At 63.3% G+C, this 16,628-nt stretch carries 15 protein-coding genes; 7 read left to right on the forward strand and 8 right to left on the reverse strand.

What is annotated here, in order from left to right; all coding sequences use genetic code 11:
• The first annotated feature begins 542 nt into the window (after nt 1-542).
• From JMY24_RS07960 to JMY24_RS07975, 4 genes are all read left to right on the forward strand, one after another.
• Nucleotides 543-1,838 (forward strand): Nramp family divalent metal transporter, encoded by a 1,296-nt coding sequence (locus tag JMY24_RS07960; protein WP_128592463.1) that lies wholly within the window; start codon nt 543-545, stop codon nt 1,836-1,838.
• 298 nt (nt 1,839-2,136) lie between these two features.
• Nucleotides 2,137-3,474 (forward strand): phospholipase A, encoded by a 1,338-nt coding sequence (locus JMY24_RS07965; protein ID WP_201701766.1) that lies wholly within the window; start codon nt 2,137-2,139, stop codon nt 3,472-3,474.
• Nucleotides 3,471-3,611: a hypothetical protein gene (locus JMY24_RS07970; RefSeq protein WP_164853518.1), complete on the forward strand. Its 141-nt coding sequence runs from the start codon at nt 3,471-3,473 to the stop codon at nt 3,609-3,611. Before JMY24_RS07965 ends, JMY24_RS07970 begins: the two co-directional genes overlap by 4 nt.
• Nucleotides 3,612-3,648: 37 nt before the next feature.
• Nucleotides 3,649-3,852, forward strand: coding sequence for a DUF1289 domain-containing protein (locus JMY24_RS07975; protein WP_128595240.1), 204 nt, complete (start codon nt 3,649-3,651; stop codon nt 3,850-3,852).
• Between the two features lie 100 nt (nt 3,853-3,952).
• On the opposite strand, the gene JMY24_RS07980 is transcribed toward JMY24_RS07975, so the two are convergent.
• The 3 genes from JMY24_RS07980 to JMY24_RS07990 form a co-directional block, all read right to left on the reverse strand.
• Entirely contained in the window at nt 3,953-4,621 is a 669-nt protein-coding gene (locus tag JMY24_RS07980; RefSeq protein ID WP_128595241.1) for an OmpW/AlkL family protein, read from the reverse strand.
• A gap of 69 nt (nt 4,622-4,690) precedes the next feature.
• Nucleotides 4,691-5,881 carry an NAD(P)H-dependent flavin oxidoreductase gene (locus JMY24_RS07985; protein ID WP_201701768.1) on the reverse strand — a complete coding sequence of 397 codons (1,191 nt, stop codon included), beginning with the start codon at nt 5,879-5,881 and terminating at the stop codon, nt 4,691-4,693.
• A gap of 129 nt (nt 5,882-6,010) precedes the next feature.
• Nucleotides 6,011-7,435: an aldehyde dehydrogenase family protein gene (locus JMY24_RS07990; protein ID WP_201701770.1), complete on the reverse strand. Its 1,425-nt coding sequence runs from the start codon at nt 7,433-7,435 to the stop codon at nt 6,011-6,013.
• Between the two features lie 183 nt (nt 7,436-7,618).
• On the opposite strand from JMY24_RS07990, the gene JMY24_RS07995 reads away from it, so the two are divergent.
• Nucleotides 7,619-8,113 (forward strand): hypothetical protein, encoded by a 495-nt coding sequence (locus tag JMY24_RS07995; protein WP_128595243.1) that lies wholly within the window; start codon nt 7,619-7,621, stop codon nt 8,111-8,113.
• Between the two features lie 112 nt (nt 8,114-8,225).
• Here JMY24_RS07995 and JMY24_RS08000 read toward each other — a convergent pair whose 3' ends face one another.
• Entirely contained in the window at nt 8,226-9,818 is a 1,593-nt protein-coding gene (locus JMY24_RS08000; protein WP_128595244.1) for an ABC-F family ATPase, read from the reverse strand.
• Between the two features lie 341 nt (nt 9,819-10,159).
• Here JMY24_RS08000 and JMY24_RS08005 point away from each other — a divergent pair, with 341 nt between their 5' ends.
• Nucleotides 10,160-10,369, forward strand: coding sequence for a dodecin (locus JMY24_RS08005; RefSeq protein WP_020070181.1), 210 nt, complete (start codon nt 10,160-10,162; stop codon nt 10,367-10,369).
• Nucleotides 10,370-10,513: 144 nt separating this feature from the next.
• Here JMY24_RS08005 and JMY24_RS08010 read toward each other — a convergent pair whose 3' ends face one another.
• The 4 genes from JMY24_RS08010 to JMY24_RS08025 all read right to left on the reverse strand — a co-directional run bounded on the left by JMY24_RS08010 (nt 10,514) and on the right by JMY24_RS08025 (nt 15,408).
• Nucleotides 10,514-11,608 (reverse strand): BMP family ABC transporter substrate-binding protein, encoded by a 1,095-nt coding sequence (locus tag JMY24_RS08010; protein ID WP_128590484.1) that lies wholly within the window; start codon nt 11,606-11,608, stop codon nt 10,514-10,516.
• A gap of 60 nt (nt 11,609-11,668) precedes the next feature.
• The gene (locus JMY24_RS08015) at nt 11,669-12,598 is read right to left on the reverse strand and encodes an ABC transporter permease (RefSeq protein WP_027777219.1); all 930 of its coding nucleotides are present in this window, start codon (nt 12,596-12,598) and stop codon (nt 11,669-11,671) included.
• A 28-nt stretch (nt 12,599-12,626) separates the two neighbouring features.
• Nucleotides 12,627-13,733 (reverse strand): ABC transporter permease, encoded by a 1,107-nt coding sequence (locus tag JMY24_RS08020; protein ID WP_128595246.1) that lies wholly within the window; start codon nt 13,731-13,733, stop codon nt 12,627-12,629.
• 73 nt (nt 13,734-13,806) lie between these two features.
• Nucleotides 13,807-15,408 carry an ABC transporter ATP-binding protein gene (locus tag JMY24_RS08025; protein ID WP_201701772.1) on the reverse strand — a complete coding sequence of 534 codons (1,602 nt, stop codon included), beginning with the start codon at nt 15,406-15,408 and terminating at the stop codon, nt 13,807-13,809.
• A 249-nt stretch (nt 15,409-15,657) separates the two neighbouring features.
• Between JMY24_RS08025 and JMY24_RS08030 the strand changes: the two genes are divergently transcribed.
• Entirely contained in the window at nt 15,658-16,590 is a 933-nt protein-coding gene (locus tag JMY24_RS08030; protein ID WP_007181594.1) for a LysR substrate-binding domain-containing protein, read from the forward strand.
• Nucleotides 16,591-16,628: the final 38 nt, after the last annotated feature.

Genomic DNA, 16,628 nt, shown 5'->3' on the forward strand with positions numbered 1-16,628 from the left:
TGACCGGTCCGAACCGGCCGTCCTCACGCATGCCGCGACGCGGTGTCAATGCAGCGTCACGGCTCCCCTGAAAAACCCGAAAACTACCACCAATTATTGCGCGGTCCAAAAAAAACGCCGCATTGTCGCGCAAACGGTACAGCGTAAGCCGCACCGCCGGAAAATGGGCGCAATTTTAGCGGGTTATGGGCGCGTGTCTACCCGAAAAAAACCCCGGCTCGCGGCACGCTGCGAAGTTGCCGGCGGGCTAAGGCTGCGGGACAGCCAGCGCGGGCGCTTCGCCCGGCTGTCCGCACACCGCAATGCAGGCGGCTTTGCGCCGACATCGCCCAACAACGCAATGCCGCGACGGAGCACAATGGCTGACAGGCGCAGGTCGCGACGGCCTCGGGCCTCGGTATTGTGCGTATGGCCGCCTGCGGGACCCGGCAGCGCGCGGCACGGCTTGGTCCGCGCGGCTCGCCGCGCCGCATGGCGGGGCCCGCATCAGCCCCGCGGGCACGGCCCTTGCGGAACTTGGTAGTCTTTGACCTCAGGCATCCATGAACACCAATCCGTTCGCGCTGCGCCCTAACCGCCGTCGACGTCTGCCCGAAAAAGGACCCGCGCACTGGTTCTCGTTCGTCGGCGCCGGCGCGCTGATCGCGGTCGGCTATATCGATCCCGGCAATTGGGCCACGGCCCTCGGCGCGGGCGCCGGCTATGGTTATCAGTTGCTGGGCATGGTCGTGCTCGCGAGCCTGATGGCCATGCTGCTGCAATGGCTGTCGTCGCGGCTCGGCGTCGTCACCGGGCGCGACCTCGCGCAGGTTTGCCGCGAACATTCGGGGCGGCGCCGCACTATCTTTCTGTGGCTGACGAGCGAGGTCGCGATCATCGCCTGCGACGTCGCCGAGGTGGTTGGCAGCGCCGTCGCGTTGCAATTGCTACTGGGCGTGTCGCTGACTGTCGGCGTGCTGATGTCGGCTGTCTGTACCTTCGCGCTGCTCGCGCTCCAGCAGAAAGGCGGCCGCAAGCTGGAAGCGGTGATTGCGTTGCTGATCGGTTTCGTCGGCTTGTGCTTCGTGATCGAACTGGCGCTTGCGCGGCCCGACTGGCATGCGGCGCTGGCGGGCACGGTGCCCAGCGTCCAGCTATTGCGCAACGCGGGGATGGTGTGGCTCGCGGCGGGCATCGTCGGCGCCACCGTGATGCCGCACAACCTCTATCTGCATTCGTCGCTCGTCAAGCACCACGCGCCCGACTGCAGCGACGCGCAGATCAAGGCGGCATTGCATGTCGTCAATATCGACACCATCGGCTCGCTCCTCTTCGCCTTTGTGATCAATGCGGCGCTGCTGATCGTCGCGGCGGCCGTGTTTCATACGAGCGGCCATCGGGACGTCACCGATCTCGCGGACGCTCACCGCCTGATTGCGCCGCTGCTGGGCACCCACTGGGCCGGCATTCTGTTCGCGGCGGCGCTGCTGGCGTGCGGCCTGAGCGCGACCGTTACCGGCACGCTAGCGGGCCAGGCGGTCATGGAGGGCTTCCTGCAACTGCGTCTGCCGCGCTGGAAACGCGCGCTGCTCACGCGCGCGCTGGCGATCGGCCCCGCGCTGGTGGCCGTGACCATGTACGGCCAGGAAGGCTCCAATCAGTTGCTGGTGGCGAGCCAGGTCGTGCTGAGCCTGCAATTGCCGCTCGCGGTCGTACCGTTGATCCGTTACGCATCCGATGCACGGCTGATGCGCGGCTGGCGAGTGCACGGCGTGCCGCTGGTGCTGGCGTGGCTGTCGGCCACCTTCATCATCATGCTCAACGGAGCGCTGCTCTGGCAGGTCGCGTTCGGCAATTGAGGGCGCCTCGGCTTCCGGCCCCGCGCCCGATGCGAATCCGCTTACGGTTGCAGTCAACTTGTAAATAATCTTTTAGTATTTCAACCTGTACGGCACCGCCGATCGCCATGGCGCCGCGCCGTGCTGCTGTGAATTCCGGTGGCTGCCTGCGATCTTGTCCTAGCCATCCGGCAGCCATTCTTTTGCCACCTCCAAGCCTCTCGCATCGACGCGGCGGCGAAAAACAGGCGCCGCGCATGACTTCATTCGAGACGCGCCGCGCCGTTTCGCTTGCAGCCTCGCTCCTGGACGACAGCCCATGCACCTTGTTGCTTCATTCGACCGCTTTGCTCGCCGCATCTTCATGACGATTCGCCGCGCTCATGGCTCTCCACGCCGCAACAGACTCACATTGGCTTTCGCCGTCTTCGCATTGTCGAGCGCGTTGCCGGGCGAGGCGGCCGCCACGGTGGCGATGCTGCAGCCCGCGCGCATCGCGGCGGCCCATGAGCCGTTGCAGATCACGCTGCTTTATTCCGCCGACGACACCCGCCCGCTGAGCGTCACCGTGCCGCAAACGTTGCGCGTCACCCTGACCGGCGGCGAACAGTCGCCGCAGCCGCTCGAACTCGCGCGGGAAGCGGGCGTGCCCGACACGCTGCGTCTGCGGCCGGGCCAGTTTCGCAAAGTGCGCTTTTCGGCGCCGTGGCCGGAATCGGCGCGCGGCGAGATGCGTATCGATCCAGTCGGGTTCGATGCATCGCCGGCGCTCGTCGTGATCAATCGCACACCGCAGCAGGATGCGATCGTGCAGGCCGAGCGCAGCGAGAGCCAGGCCAGCACGCCCGCACAGGCCGCGGCGACGGCGGCGGCGCTCGACGGCCCCACGGGCGACGCCATCTCGCCGCCCGGGGACTCGCTATCGACCACTGGACGCGGCGTGTTCGCGCACGTCTCCTACTACGAGCCGATGTACTTCGGCGTCGGCCACAACGGCGACACCAACGCACGGCTGCAACTGAGCTTCAAGTATCGACTGCGCATTCCGGACGACCTGCGCTCAAGGGCGTTCATCGACAACCTGTACTTCGCGTACACGCAGACGTCGATATGGGATCTGTCCGCCGAATCCCGGCCGTTCCACGACACGACCTACTCGCCGCAACTGTTCTACTACGTGCCGGACACGGGCTGGCGCAGCCCGCTCTTTACGCGGATGGGCTTCGCCGCAGGCGTCGCGCACGAATCGAACGGTAAGGGAGGAGCCGATTCACGCAGCATCAATATGCCGTTCATCCGCCCGACGTGGGAATTCGGCGATCTGACGGCCAACCATCTGACGGTGTCGCCGAAAATCTATTACTACTTCGGCAAGGAGAGTAACCCTGACATTGCGGACTATCGCGGCTATGTCGATCTGCTTGTCAAATACGGCAGCCCCGACGGCTGGCAGCTTGCGACCACGCTGCGCAAAGGCACCAAGCACTGGTACGGCAGCGTGGATACGCAATTCACCTATCCGCTCGCGAAGCTGCTGGGCAGCGCATGGGGCGGCTACTTGTGGATCGGATACTTCAACGGCTACGGGGAGGATCTGCTCGACTACAACAACCGTCAGCATTGGATGGCGCGAATCGGCTACAGCATTGCGCGATGACACTGCGGGCCAGGCAGCGGCATGCGTGGGCCGCTGCGCTCGTCGATGCGCTGTTCGACGGGCTGTTCGACGTGCAATCGGCTGCACTATTCGATGCGCTGCTCGGCTCGGCGGGCCTCGCGCCTCGTATCGGTTAACATAGCGGAACTCCGCTTCCCTGCCGCAAGGTTTCCGATGGCTTCAAATCTCCACGCTCTTCCCGACAGCCCTTGTATTGGCGTGTGTTCCACGCTGTTCGACGACATCTGCAAGGGTTGCGGCCGCACCGCCGTCGAAGTGTCCAACTGGGTTTTTTTCAGCGACGAAGAAAAGCGGGCCGTGTGGGTACGCATCGAGCAGGAAGGCACGGCCATGCGCTTTCAGAACGACAAGCTTTGAGACGTTCGCCGGAACAGTCACGCAAAATGTCCCGGCGCAGCCGCCCGTGCTTCGATGAGGACACACCGTTAGTGCCTCGCTCGAAGCCCGAGCCATGCGCCTAGAAGCGCATACCTATACCTAGCCCCACCACCACCGGATCGATGCTCACGCGGCCAAGCGGCTGACCGTTGAGCGACGCGTCCGTGTGCATCCAGATTTTCTTGATGTCCGCGTTGACGAACAGCGACTTCGTCACCTGCACGTCGACGCCTGCCTGCAACGCCGGACCGAAGCTGTGATTGGTGGTCGACACCGGCTGAGTGCCGACATGCAGACCATTGTTGTAGAACAGCGTGTAGTTCAGACCCGCGCCGACGTATGGCCGCACGCGCCCCGCGTGATTGAAGTGATATTGCAGCAGCAGCGTCGGCGGCAATACGTTCACGCCACCCAGACCGCCGATGCTCGACATGAGTTGATGGCGCGACGTGCCCAGAATCAGTTCGACGCCGAGATAGTCGCGGATCATGTAGGTCAGATCCAGTTCGGGCACGGTCGCGTTATTCACGCCGACGTTCAGAGCCGACAGCGTGCCGGTCGTGTCCACGTTCGGCACGATGCTGATGGCGCGTAGACGCACGAGCACGTCGCCGGCGTGAATGCCGCTCAGTGTGTCGTCGCCGGCAGCATGTGCCTGCGACGCTACCGCAGCCGCGCATAGCACGCTCGATGCAATGGCGGCGGTCCTGATCTTGTTGAGCGAGAGTTTCCTGAGCGAGAGTTTCATCTACTTCCCCGATTGTTGGTAATGTGCGGGGATTGTCGAAGCTCTAGCCGCGCGACAAGTTGACACCCATCAACCGAGAGAGAAAGCCCAGCGCCCTGCGACAGCCGGTCGCGTCGCACCGGTCAGCAGCAGTTCGAGCAGATCGTGCACGCTACGAATCGCCGAGCCGAACGGCAGTGCTTCCTTGCCCCGAAAAAAGAGGCCGTTTGCCACGTCGCCGCGCAACGCCGCTGCGAGCCGCGTGTCGATGCAGAAATGGCCGAACTTCTCGACGCCGTCGCGCCAGCCGCACACGCTCAGACACTCCAGCGCGGTCGGGCAAGCGTGTTTGAGCGCGCCGACCTTGTCGCGAATCCTGCTTTCATGCCGCAGATAGCGCGTGAGCCATGGCGTTTTCACCGCGCGCGCGGGCAAGCCCGTCACGCTGACAAATTCGACGATGTCTTCCGGCGCCGCCTCGGCGAGCACGCGCTTGAAGTTCGGATGCGCGTCGCCTTCCTCGGTCACGGCGAACGGCGTGCCGAGCTGCACACCGTCAGCGCCCGCGTTGAGCAGCGTGCGCACGGCCTCATGACTATTGATGCCGCCCGCGAGAATCAACGGCACCTGCTTGCGATCGAGCCCGAGCGAGACGAATACGGCGTCGAGTTCTTGCAGAATCCGCATGAAGTCAAAGCGCTGATCGTTCATATCGGCGATGTTCGTGACGCCCAGATGGCCGCCCGCGTGCGCCGGATGCTCTATCACGACAGCGTCGGGCAAGCGGCCTTTTTTCATCCACTTCTTCAGCACCAGCGCAACGCCGCGGCTGTCCGAGAGGATCGGAATCAGCGCGATGTCGTGACCTTGGGTCATTTCCGGTAAGTCGAGCGGCAGACCCGCGCCCATTACGATTGCGTCGGCGCCGCTTTCGCAAGCCACGCGGACGTAATCGGCCTGCGCGCTGACCGCCTTCATCACGTTGACGGCGATCATGCCGCGGCCTTCGCTGAGCGCCTTCGCCGCACGGATTTCGCGTGCGAGCGCCGTAAGATTGGCCTGTTCCAGCGTGGCGTGGTCGGGCGACTGGCTGCAGCGCTCGACGAGGTCTGGATGGTGATGGCGCAGGTCGATGCTGGCAATCGTGCCGAGCGCGCCCTCGCGTGCGACGCTGCCTGCGAGCCGGTGCGCGGAGATACCGACGCCCATGCCGCCTTGCACGATCGGTAGTAGCGAGCGGCCGCGGATAACTAGCGGTGAAAAGGAGTGAGAGTGGAGCATGACTGATCCGACGGACGATTATCGAATCGCCGATCATCGTCGGTCGGGCGCAGCCGGGGTTGCGTCAGGTCAAGCAGCGCGCGAATGACGTTGCCGCGCGTGCCGTTTGCTTGACGCCGGTCATCCGGATCAAACTTTGAATTGCATCGACTTGAGTTCGAGATATTCCTCGAGTCCGTAGACTCCGTTTTCGCGTCCAAAGCCCGATTGCTTGAAGCCGCCGAACGGCGCGGCCATATTCCATGCACCGCCGTTGATGTCGATCTGGCCCGTGCGGATGCGGCGCGCAACGCGTTGCGCGCGTTCGTCGCTGCCGGCCCAGACCGCGCCGGCCAGCCCATAAGGCGAATCGTTGGCAATCCGAATCGCTTCTTCTTCGTCCTTGTAGGTCAGAATGGACAGGACCGGGCCGAAGATTTCCTCTTGCGCGACCGTCGCTTTCGGATGCACCCGGCCGAACACAGTCGGCTTGACGAAGAAGCCCTTCGACACGCCGTCGGGCAGCCCCGCGCCGCCGGTCACGAGCTCGGCGCCCTCCTCGATTCCCCTGGCGATGTACTGCTGCACGCGCGCCTGCTGCGCCGCCGATGCCAATGGCCCGAGGCGCGTTTTCTCGTCACGCGGATCGCCGGCTGCATATGTCTCGGCCACCTGTTTCGCGAGCGCTCGTGCTTCGTCGTAGCGTGCTTCGGGGACCAGCATGCGCGTGTGCGCAGAGCACGTTTGCCCCGAGTTCAGGAAGCACGCGCTGACGGTGCCTTTCACCGCGGCGGCGAAATCGGCGTCGTCGAGAATCACCGAGGCCGACTTTCCGCCGAGTTCGAGTGCGATGCGCTTGATCGTCGCCGACGCCAGTTCGGACACGCGCTTGCCCGCGCGCGTGGAACCGGTGAACGACACCATATCGACCGATGGATGGCTCGCGAGAATCTCGCCGACGACCGGCCCGTAACCGCTGACGAGATTGAACACGCCGGCGGGCAGCCCGGCTTCGTGAATCGCCTCGGCCAGCACGAAGGCATTCAACGGCGCGATTTCCGAAGGCTTGAGCACGACCGTGCAACCGGCGGCGAGCGCCGCCGCCACCTTCAGCGTGATCTGATTGAGCGGATAGTTCCATGGCGTGATGGCGGCAACCACGCCGACCGGTTCGCGCACGACGAGCGAATTGCCGACGCGCGTCTCGAATTCGAAGTCGCTGGCGAGCTTCGCATACGCGTTCCAGTTGTACACGGGACTGCCAACCTGAATGGCGCGCGAGAGCTTCAGCGGCATGCCTACTTCGCCCGCGATCAGCGCAGCCAGTTCATCGGTGCGCGCTTTCAGGTTGGCCGCAATGCGCTGCAGATACTCGCCGCGCTGCGCGGCGGGCGTCGCGGCCCAGCCGTCGAAGGCCACGCGCGCGGCGGCAATCGCGCTTTCGGCATCGGCTTCGACGCCTTCGGGGATGCGCCCCATGACTTCCTCGGTGCCCGAATCGATCACGTCGATCGTACCGGTGCCGCAGGGCGCAATCCATTTTCCGTCGATATAGAGTTTGTCGTAGGTCTTCATGATGGTCGGCCTCTGTCTCCGGATATTGATGGTTCTATTTTAAACAGCGTCGGAGGAAGGGGCGGTGTGGGAGGTGGGCGGCGAACAGAGCAGAAGCCCGCTAGCCAATAGCGCCGCGCTCGCTTACTATCCGACTTCATAAAAAAGCGCCCGTCCCGCGGCGCATATGCATCGAGACCAACCATGATCCCCATACGACACCTAAAACTTCCGCTGATCGCGGCGCTGATTGCAATCGCCGTGACAGCAGGCACCGCGCGCGCGGCGGAATCCGCGCCGGACGCTGCATCTGAAGCCGAATTGGACCTGACGAAAGAGGCCGCGCATCCAGTGGCCGATCTTCCCGGCGGCCTTGGCAACTTCTGCTTCTTTGCACGGCTGCCGCCTGCCAGTCAGAAGTACAAGGTCATCAAGAATGTGAAGATCGGCAAAGGCACCTACGGCGGCGTCGCGGACATCCTTCCGAAAATGGCCGAGTACGCGCAACTGCGTGGAGCCGATGCGATTATCGAGTACAGCGGTTCGCAGCGCTTCGGCTTCTGGCCGTGGCGGATGGTCAGACCCGTAGTGCGCGGCGTCGCCGTGCAATGGACTGAACCGAAGCCAGCGGATTGCGAATCGATCGGCGGCACGACGCTGAGCACGATTCTGTCATCGGGTCAGGCGCCGGCGAAATGAAAACGGCGGTCCGACATGCGTAGAGCATGCCGGACCGCCGTTCTCGGGAGCCATGTGTTCGACGGGACAAGCCCGACGATCAATGGCTTCGCAAATGTGCTTCTCAGAGGCTTTACTGCACGCCCTGGCTCAACAGGAAGTCTTCGTAGTTCCCACCGAAGTCGTTCAGCGTACCGTTCGTCTTGACTTCGATGATCCGGTTCGCAAGCCCGCTAACAAACTCGCGGTCGTGCGACACGAAAATCAGCGTGCCTTCAAACTTGTCGAGCGCGATTTGCAGCGACTCGATCGATTCCATGTCCATGTGGTTGGTCGGCTCGTCCATCAGCAGCACGTTATGGCGGCCCAGCATCAGCTTGCCCCAGATCATGCGGCCCTTCTCGCCACCCGACAGCACCTTGACCGACTTGCGGATGTCGTCCGCATTGAACAGAAGACGGCCGAGCGTGCCGCGCACCATCTGCTCGTCGTCGCCTTCCTTGCGATAGGCGTCGATCCAGTCCATCAGCGTGACGTCGTTCGGAAACTCCTCGTACGTGTCCTGCGGCATATAACCGACGTTCGCGTTTTCCGCCCACTTCACCGTGCCGTGGTCGAGTTCGAGCTTGCCGAGCAGCGAGCGCAACAGCGTAGTCTTGCCCGCGCCGTTCTCGCCGATGATTGCGATCCGCTCACCGGGCTGCACGCTGATGCTGAAATCGTTGAAGATCGTGCGCTCGTACTTCTTCGAGATGCTGTCCGCAACTACCGCGATGTTGTGCAGCTTCTTCTCGAACTCGAAGCGAATAAACGGATTCTGCCGCGACGACGGCTTGAATTCCTCGATCTTGATCTTGTCGATCATCTTCAGACGGCTGGTTGCCTGACGCGCCTTCGACTTGTTCGCCGAGAAGCGGCGCACGAAGTCCTGCAGGTCGGCGACACGCTCCTTCGCCTTCGCATTCGCGTTCTGCTGACGCTCGCGCGCCTGCGTGCTGGCCAGCATGTAGTCGTCGTAATTGCCCGGATAGACCTTCAGCGTGCCGAAGTCCATGTCGGCCATGTGCGTGCAGACCTGGTTCAGGAAGTGGCGGTCATGCGAGATGATGATCATCGTCGAGTTGTACTGGTTGAGCACGTCTTCCAGCCAACGGATCGAGTTGATGTCCAGGTTGTTGGTCGGCTCGTCGAGCAGCAGCACGTCCGGCTTCGAGAACAGCGCCTGCGCGAGCAGCACGCGCAGCTTCCAGCCGGGCGCGACGTTGCTCATGGGGCCGTTGTGATCTTCAATGGCGATGCCGATGCCGAGCAGCAGTTCGCCCGCGCGCGCCTCGGCGGTGTAGCCGTCGTACTCGGCGAACTTCGCTTCGAGTTCGGCCGCGTGCATGTAGTCGTCGTCGGTCGCGTCGGGGTTTGCGTAGATCGCGTCGCGCTCGGTCATGGCGGCCCACATTTCGGCATGGCCCATCATCACGACGTCGAGCACGCGCACGTCTTCATACGCGAACTGGTCCTGGCGCAATTTACCGAGGCGCACGTTCGGCTCGAGCATCACGTTGCCCGAGCTCGGCTCCAGGTCGCCACCCAGGATTTTCATGAAGGTGGACTTGCCGCAGCCGTTTGCACCGATCAGGCCATAGCGGTTCCCTCCCCCGAATTTGACCGAGATGTTCTCGAACAGGGGCTTTGGCCCGAATTGCATGGTGATGTTGGCAGTAGACAGCACGGCGCGTCCCTTTGAATGTGATATCGGCGAAAAACCGACTATTTTAGCAGGTTATCGCGAATCCATCCCACGTGCGACGCGTCAGCGGCCGGCAACGGCGCGCAGCGTCTGCGGAATGTCTGTGAACGCCGGGAAACCGGCCTCGCCCCGGCTTTGCCGGCTTGCGGTTCGAGATGTGTAGCGACGGCCGAGCGCGGCAGCAGATGGCGGATCACCGGCGCCCTCCGGGTCCGTTTATCGGGCACGCGACGTGCAACATCACATCTTCACGCGACTGACGTTTTACCCGTGCGCGTTACCTATACTTTCTGAACGTCAACGAAGATCAAAGGAGAGACTTCATGTCAGACCACGTCTACAAGCAGATCGAACTGACCGGCTCATCGCCGAAATCGATCGACGACGCCATCAGCACCGCCATTGCGAAGGCATCGAAAACGCTGCGTAATCTGCACTGGTTCGAAGTGACGGAAACCCGGGGCCAGATCGAGAATGACAAAGTCGCCTTCTGGCAGGTGACGATCAAGGTGGGCTTGCGGATAGACGATTGATGCGGCAAACGCCAGCGACGCCACAGCCGCCGCACAGCGCCCGCCTAAAAGCGGAAGAGCCGCGTCCGTAGTGGACGCGGCTCCTGCAGTCTTTTCATGCAGCGGCGGCGTGCCCCATCGGCCGCCCGCCGCAACGCAACGGCCTTACTTCGGCAACGAACCGTCCACGCCTTCCACATACCAGTTCAAACGCTGCAACTCCGGATCGGTCAGCGTCTTGCCGGCCGGCACCTTCACCGTGCCGGACTGGTCCTTGATCGGACCGGCGAACACATCCCACTTGCCGCCCGCCAGTTCGTCGCGCTTCGCGGCGACTTTCTTCTGCGCGTCAGCCGGAATTGCCGCCGTGTTCAGATCTTCCAGATCGACGGCCTTCTGCGGAATGCCCCACCACACCGGGTCGTTCTTCCATTTGCCGTCCAGCACCTGCTGGATCGCCGCGTTGTAGTACACGCCCCAGTGCGCGACCACCGAGCCCAGATGCGCGCTCGGGCCGAACTTCTTCATGTCCGAATCCCAGCCGAACGCGTGCACATGCTTCTCCGATGCAGTCGCGAGCGTCGCGCTCGAATCGGTGTTCTGCAACAGCACGTCGGCACCCTGGCCGATCAGCGTTTCGGCGGCCTGCTTCTCCTTGCCCGGATCGAACCAGCTATTGATCCAGATGACCTTCGTATGCACTTTCGGATTCACCGAGCGCGCGCCGAGCGTGTACGCATTGATGTTGCGAACCACTTCCGGAATCGGCACCGAAGCGACGAAGCCGAGCGTATTCGTCTTCGTCACGTAACCGGCGGCCACGCCGGCGAGGTATGCGCCCTGATACATGCGCACGTCGTAAGTGCCGAAATTCGGCGCCTTCTTGTAGCCGGTTGCGTGCAGGAAAACGGTGTCCGGAAAGTCCTTCGCAACTTTGAGTTCGAAGTCCTGATAGCCGAAGCTCGAACCGATGATGATCTTGTTGCCCTTGTTCGCCAGATCGCGGAATACGCGCTCCGAGTCGGCCGATTCGGGCACGTTCTCGATGCGCGTGATCTTGATCTTGCTGCCGAACTTCGCCTCGGCTTCCTTCGAGCCCTGGTCGTGCGCGAAGGTCCAGCCGGCATCGCCCGGATTGCCCAGATAGACAAACGCCACGCCCGGCGCGTCCGCTGCTTGCGCGGCCTGCGGCAGCGACGCAGTCAGCGCGAGCGACGCCGCGCCCCACGCAAAAGCGGTCAGCAGATTTCTTCTCTTCATGTTTTCTCCTGTCGTGTTTATCGAATGATTTGAGAGTTGCGAAGCACGTTCCGGCGGTCCTCAGCCTGCCGAGAAAAACGGCTTGCCAAGCGATGCGGGCGCGTTCAGGCGGATCGTGTTCGGGTTGCGCGAGATCAGCACCAGCACGACGACCGTCGCGACATACGGCAGCATGGCGAGGAATTGCGTCGGCACCGGCACGCCGATCGCCTGCGCATAGAACTGCAGGCCGGTGACGGCACCGAACAGCAGCGCGCCGATCAGGAGGCGCCCGGGGCGCCACGTCGCGAATACGACGAGCGCGAGCGCAATCCAGCCTCGGCCCGACGTGAGTTGTTCCTGCCAGAGGTGCAGATTGACGATCGAATAGTAGCCGCCAGCCAGTCCCGCCATGCCGCCGCCGAATGCGACCGCACCATAGCGCACACCCACCACCGGGAAGCCGACCGAATGCGCGACCTGCGGCGACTCGCCGACCGAGCGCAGCACGAGCCCCGCGCGTGTGCGATACAGAAACCAGCCGATTACCGCGAACATCACAAACGCGAGGTAATCGAGCGGCGTGAGACTGAAGAGCGCAGGACCGAGCACCGGAATCTTCGAGAGACCCGGAATGGTCCACGTGTCGATGGTCGCGCGTACGGCCGCCGACGTGTACGGCTTGCCGACATACGCGGACAGGCCGATGCCGAAGATGGTCAGTGACAGACCCGTGGCGACCTGGTTGGCGAGCATGGTCAGCGTGAGAAACGCGAACAGCAGCGACATCGCGAGGCCCGCGCCGATCGCGGCGAGCACACCGAGCCACGGACTGCCGGTGATCGCGGTGACTGCGTAGCCGGTCACGGCGCCCATCAGCATCATGCCTTCCACGCCGAGATTGAGAACGCCCGACTTTTCGGTGACGAGTTCGCCCGCGCCCGCGAACATCAGCGGAATCGCGGCAGTGACGGCGCTCGACGTGAGCGCGCTGGCTTGTTGAATATCCATGGATTGCGGCAACGAAGCGATAGACGGGTCAGTGGGCTTGCGCGGCAACGGAGCGCCGGCGCACACGGTAATTCACGAACAGATCGGCGCCGAGCAGGCAGAACAGCAGCAGTCCCTGGAACACGCCGGAGAGCGCCTGCGGCAACTGCATCGAGGTCTGCACTGCTTCGCCGCCGAGATACAGCAACGCCATCAGCAGACTTGCTAGCACGATGCCCACCGGATGCAGCCGTCCGACGAACACGACGATGATCGCCGTGAAGCCGTAACCCGGCGACCACGTCGCCTGCAACTGGCCGATAGGCCCGGCGATCTCGCCCATGCCTGCGAGGCCCGCGAGTCCGCCGCTGATCAAAAGCGACATCCAGATGGTTTTCTTGTCGGAGAAGCCCGCATAGCGGGCGGCAAGCGGCGCAAGACCGCCGACGTTCATCCGGTAACCGGCAAAGCTTTTGCGCATGAAGAGCCATACGAGCGGAATCGCAATCAGCGTGACGAATACCGAAGCATTCAGACGCGTGCCGCGCAGCCATTTCCAGTGCCAGTCGCCGTAAAACGTCGGATAGAGTGCGTCGCCGCTGAACATTTCGGACAGCGGAAAATTCATGCCCTGCGGATCGCGCCAGGGGCCGCTCACCAGATAGATCAGCAGTTGCGTAGCCACGTACGTGAGCATGAGGCTCACGAGAATCTCGTTGGTGTTGAAGCGGCTTTTCAGCAGCGCGGGAATCGCCGCCCACAGCATGCCGCCGATCACACCGGCGATCATCATCAGCGGCAGAATCCACCAGCCGCTCGCCTGATCGAAATAGATAGCGACGCCGCTCGCGGCAATGCCGCCGAGCAGCATCTGCCCTTCCGCGCCGATGTTCCACACATTCGCGCGATAGCCGATGGCAAGCCCGAGACCGATCAGGCACAACGGTGAAGCCTTGAGCAGAAGCTCCGACCAGCCGTTCACGCTCGACAGCGGTTCGATGAAGAACGCGTGCATGGCTTGCAGCGGATCGCGGCCGACGAGGCCGAAGATCACGAAGCCGATTGCGAGTGTGAGCAATGCCGCGATCAGCGGCACGGCGAGCTGCATGGTGCGCGAGGGCGTCGTGCGCGCTTCGAGTCGATACGGAAGAATCATGGGTAGCGTGTGTTTTTTCGGGTTCTGATAACGGACGCGTAGATAGATACCGCGCGATGCCGCGAGACGCGGCTCAAACATGCGCCGGCTGTTCCGCTGAAGGCGCCGTGCCCTCGCGGCCACCGAAGAGGCCCGCCATCCAGCGGCCGATTTCCTCGGCGTTGGTCGCGCCGGTCGCGCGTACCGGTGAAAGCCTGCCGCCCGCGAGCACCGCAATGCGATCGCAGATGTCGAACAGCTCTTCGAGTTCCTCGGAAATCACGAGGATCGCCACGCCGCTTGCCGACAGATCGAGCAACTGCTGGCGGATGAAAGCCGCCGCGCCCACGTCGACGCCCCATGTGGGTTGCGCGACCACCAGCACCTTCGGCGCCTGCAGAATCTCGCGGCCCATGATGTACTTCTGCAGATTGCCACCCGACAAGCTTTGCGCGAGCGCCTCGGAGCCGCCGCAACGCACATCGAAGGCTTCAATGCAGCGCCGGGCAAACGCACGCATCGCGCCTGAGTTGATCCAGCCGGAGCTGACCATCTTCTGACGATGCGCGGTGAGCAGCGCGTTTTCGGACAGCGTCATCGCGGGCACGGCACCCCGGCCCAGGCGCTCTTCCGGCACGAAGCCGAAGCCGAGCGCGCGCCGCCCGCCCGCGCCAAGACGCCCCGCGGGCTTGCCGCAAATCGTGACGGCGTCCGCTCGCAGGCCGCGCTTCTCTCCTGAAAGCGCCGACAGCAGTTCCGCCTGACCGTTGCCCGAGACGCCCGCAATGCCGAAGATCTCGCCCGCGTGCACGGCGAACGACACGTTCTCGAGCGACGTGCCGAACGGGTCGTCGCTCGCCACCGACAACGCCTTCACGTCGAGCAGCACCGCGCCCGGATTATGTTCGCGACGCGTGTAGTCGGGCAGCGAATGGCCGACCATCAACTGCGCGAGCGACGCATGGGTTTCCTGTTTCGGCGTCACGTGGCCGGTGACACGGCCGCCGCGCATCACGGTCGCTGTGTCGCACAGTTCCTGGATTTCATCGAGCTTGTGGCTGATGTAGAGAATGCTGCAGCCTTCGGCGGCGAGCCGGCGCAGCGTCGCGAAGAGTTTGCGCACCGCTTGCGGCGTGAGCACGGACGTGGGTTCGTCCATGATCAGCAAACGCGGGTTCTGCAGCAGGCAGCGCACGATTTCGACGCGCTGCCGCTCGCCCACCGTCAGGCTATGCACGTGACGCTGCGGGTCGATGTCGAGGCCGTAGTCGGCGGAGACTTCGCGGATGCGTTTGGAAAGCGCCTTGAGGTCGAAGGGTTCGTCGAGTGCCAGCGCGATGTTTTCGCCGACAGTGAGCGTTTCGAACAGCGAAAAGTGCTGAAACACCATGCCGATGCCCAGCTTGCGCGCCGCCGCGGGACTCGCGATGTCGACTGCCTCGCCTTCCCATTGAATCTCACCGGCGTCGGGCCGCACCGCGCCGTAGATGATCTTCATCAGCGTGCTCTTGCCCGCGCCGTTTTCGCCGAGCACGGCGTGGATCTCGCCCGGCGCGACGATCAGCGTGACGTCGTCGTTGGCCCGCACGGCGGGATATTGTTTGGTGATGCCTTTGAGCATCAACCGGGGCGCCGTCTGTTCCGGCCTCGTTGCCGGCTGCGCGGCGGCGCCGTCGCTATAAGAAGAGTCGCTCATGTGATTCCGTAGTGCGTCAGTGACTGCGGTTGCTGCGCGGCCGTCCACCTTGCCGGCGGGCGATCCGTCACCACAACCGGATGACAATACCTAATTCGACCCGCTCAGTCGAGCCGCCAAAATTCGCGCAAACCCGCGCCACAGCAAGCTCTGCGGGTATGTCTCTCTTGACGCCGTTTTTCGTTCATATTAAAACGCATATGCCCACGCACCCACTCGATCAGCCAGAACATATATTTCGGAGAAGTCATGAGTCAGCAACGCGAGGCGATCGATACCTACCTTCTACGCGTCTTGCACACCTTGTTGATGGAACGCAGCGTCACGCGCGCGGCCGTCAAACTGAACCAGTCGCAACCTGCGATCAGCGCCGCGCTGCGCCGGTTGCGCGACATCACCGGCGACCCGCTGCTGGTGCGCGGAAAATCCGGCATGGTGCCCACCGAATACGGCCTGCGCCTCCTCGAGCCGGTGCAGAACGCGCTGCGCGAAATCGAACGCATCAAGTTCCAGCAACACAATTTCGACCCGGCCACTTCCATTCGTTGCTACCGCATCGGCTGCCCGGACTACCTGAACGTGCTGTTCGTGCCGACGGTGGTCGAACGCTTTCGCCAGGCCGCGCCGAATGCGACGCTCGAGTTTCATTCGCTCGGCCCCGCGTTCGACTACGAACTGGCGCTCGAAGACGGCAAGCTCGACATCGTCGTGGGCAACTGGCCGGAGCCGCCCGAGCAACTGCATCTGTCGAACCTGTTCGTCGATCAGATCGTCTGCCTGATGAGCAACGCGCATCCGTTCGCCAAACGCGGCGGGCTCACGCTCGACCAATACCTGAACGCCCCGCATCTCGCGCCTACTCCGTACTCGGTGGGACAGCGCGGTGCGATCGACGTGCACCTCGCCCGCGAACGGTTGAAGCGCCACGTGGTCGTCACGCTGCCGTACTTCAATCTCGCGCCGTACGTGCTGATCAAGTCAGACTTGATCTTCACGACGACGCGCCTCTTTGCCGATTACTACGCCAAGTTCCTGCCGCTGACCGTGGTGCCCGCGCCGCTCGACTTTCCGCCTATGCAGTACTACCAGCTATGGCACGAGCGAGTGCATTACTCCGACGAAGTGCGCTGGCTGCGCAGCCTCGTCGCCGAAGCGACCAGGACATTGATCGACAAGCCTTGAGATGTCAGAGGCTTTTTGACTGACAGACGGCGCTTGCG

This window comes from Paraburkholderia kirstenboschensis, from assembly GCF_904848585.1.
In the GTDB taxonomy this organism is placed as follows: Bacteria; Pseudomonadota; Gammaproteobacteria; order Burkholderiales; family Burkholderiaceae; genus Paraburkholderia; species Paraburkholderia kirstenboschensis.

Coding starts and splice junctions, on each gene's coding strand:
- JMY24_RS08020 (WP_128595246.1), bottom strand. CDS start 13,733: ATGATTCTTCCGTATCGACTCGAAGCGCGCACGACGCCCTCGCGCACC.
- JMY24_RS08005 (WP_020070181.1), top strand. CDS start 10,160: ATGTCAGACCACGTCTACAAGCAGATCGAACTGACCGGCTCATCGCCG.
- JMY24_RS07985 (WP_201701768.1), bottom strand. CDS start 5,881: ATGCTCCACTCTCACTCCTTTTCACCGCTAGTTATCCGCGGCCGCTCG.
- JMY24_RS07970 (WP_164853518.1), top strand. CDS start 3,471: ATGACACTGCGGGCCAGGCAGCGGCATGCGTGGGCCGCTGCGCTCGTC.
- JMY24_RS08010 (WP_128590484.1), bottom strand. CDS start 11,608: ATGAAGAGAAGAAATCTGCTGACCGCTTTTGCGTGGGGCGCGGCGTCG.
- JMY24_RS07965 (WP_201701766.1), top strand. CDS start 2,137: ATGCACCTTGTTGCTTCATTCGACCGCTTTGCTCGCCGCATCTTCATG.
- JMY24_RS08030 (WP_007181594.1), top strand. CDS start 15,658: ATGAGTCAGCAACGCGAGGCGATCGATACCTACCTTCTACGCGTCTTG.
- JMY24_RS07995 (WP_128595243.1), top strand. CDS start 7,619: ATGATCCCCATACGACACCTAAAACTTCCGCTGATCGCGGCGCTGATT.
- JMY24_RS07975 (WP_128595240.1), top strand. CDS start 3,649: ATGGCTTCAAATCTCCACGCTCTTCCCGACAGCCCTTGTATTGGCGTG.
- JMY24_RS08025 (WP_201701772.1), bottom strand. CDS start 15,408: ATGAGCGACTCTTCTTATAGCGACGGCGCCGCCGCGCAGCCGGCAACG.
- JMY24_RS08015 (WP_027777219.1), bottom strand. CDS start 12,598: ATGGATATTCAACAAGCCAGCGCGCTCACGTCGAGCGCCGTCACTGCC.
- JMY24_RS07990 (WP_201701770.1), bottom strand. CDS start 7,435: ATGAAGACCTACGACAAACTCTATATCGACGGAAAATGGATTGCGCCC.
- JMY24_RS07980 (WP_128595241.1), bottom strand. CDS start 4,621: ATGAAACTCTCGCTCAGGAAACTCTCGCTCAACAAGATCAGGACCGCC.
- JMY24_RS07960 (WP_128592463.1), top strand. CDS start 543: ATGAACACCAATCCGTTCGCGCTGCGCCCTAACCGCCGTCGACGTCTG.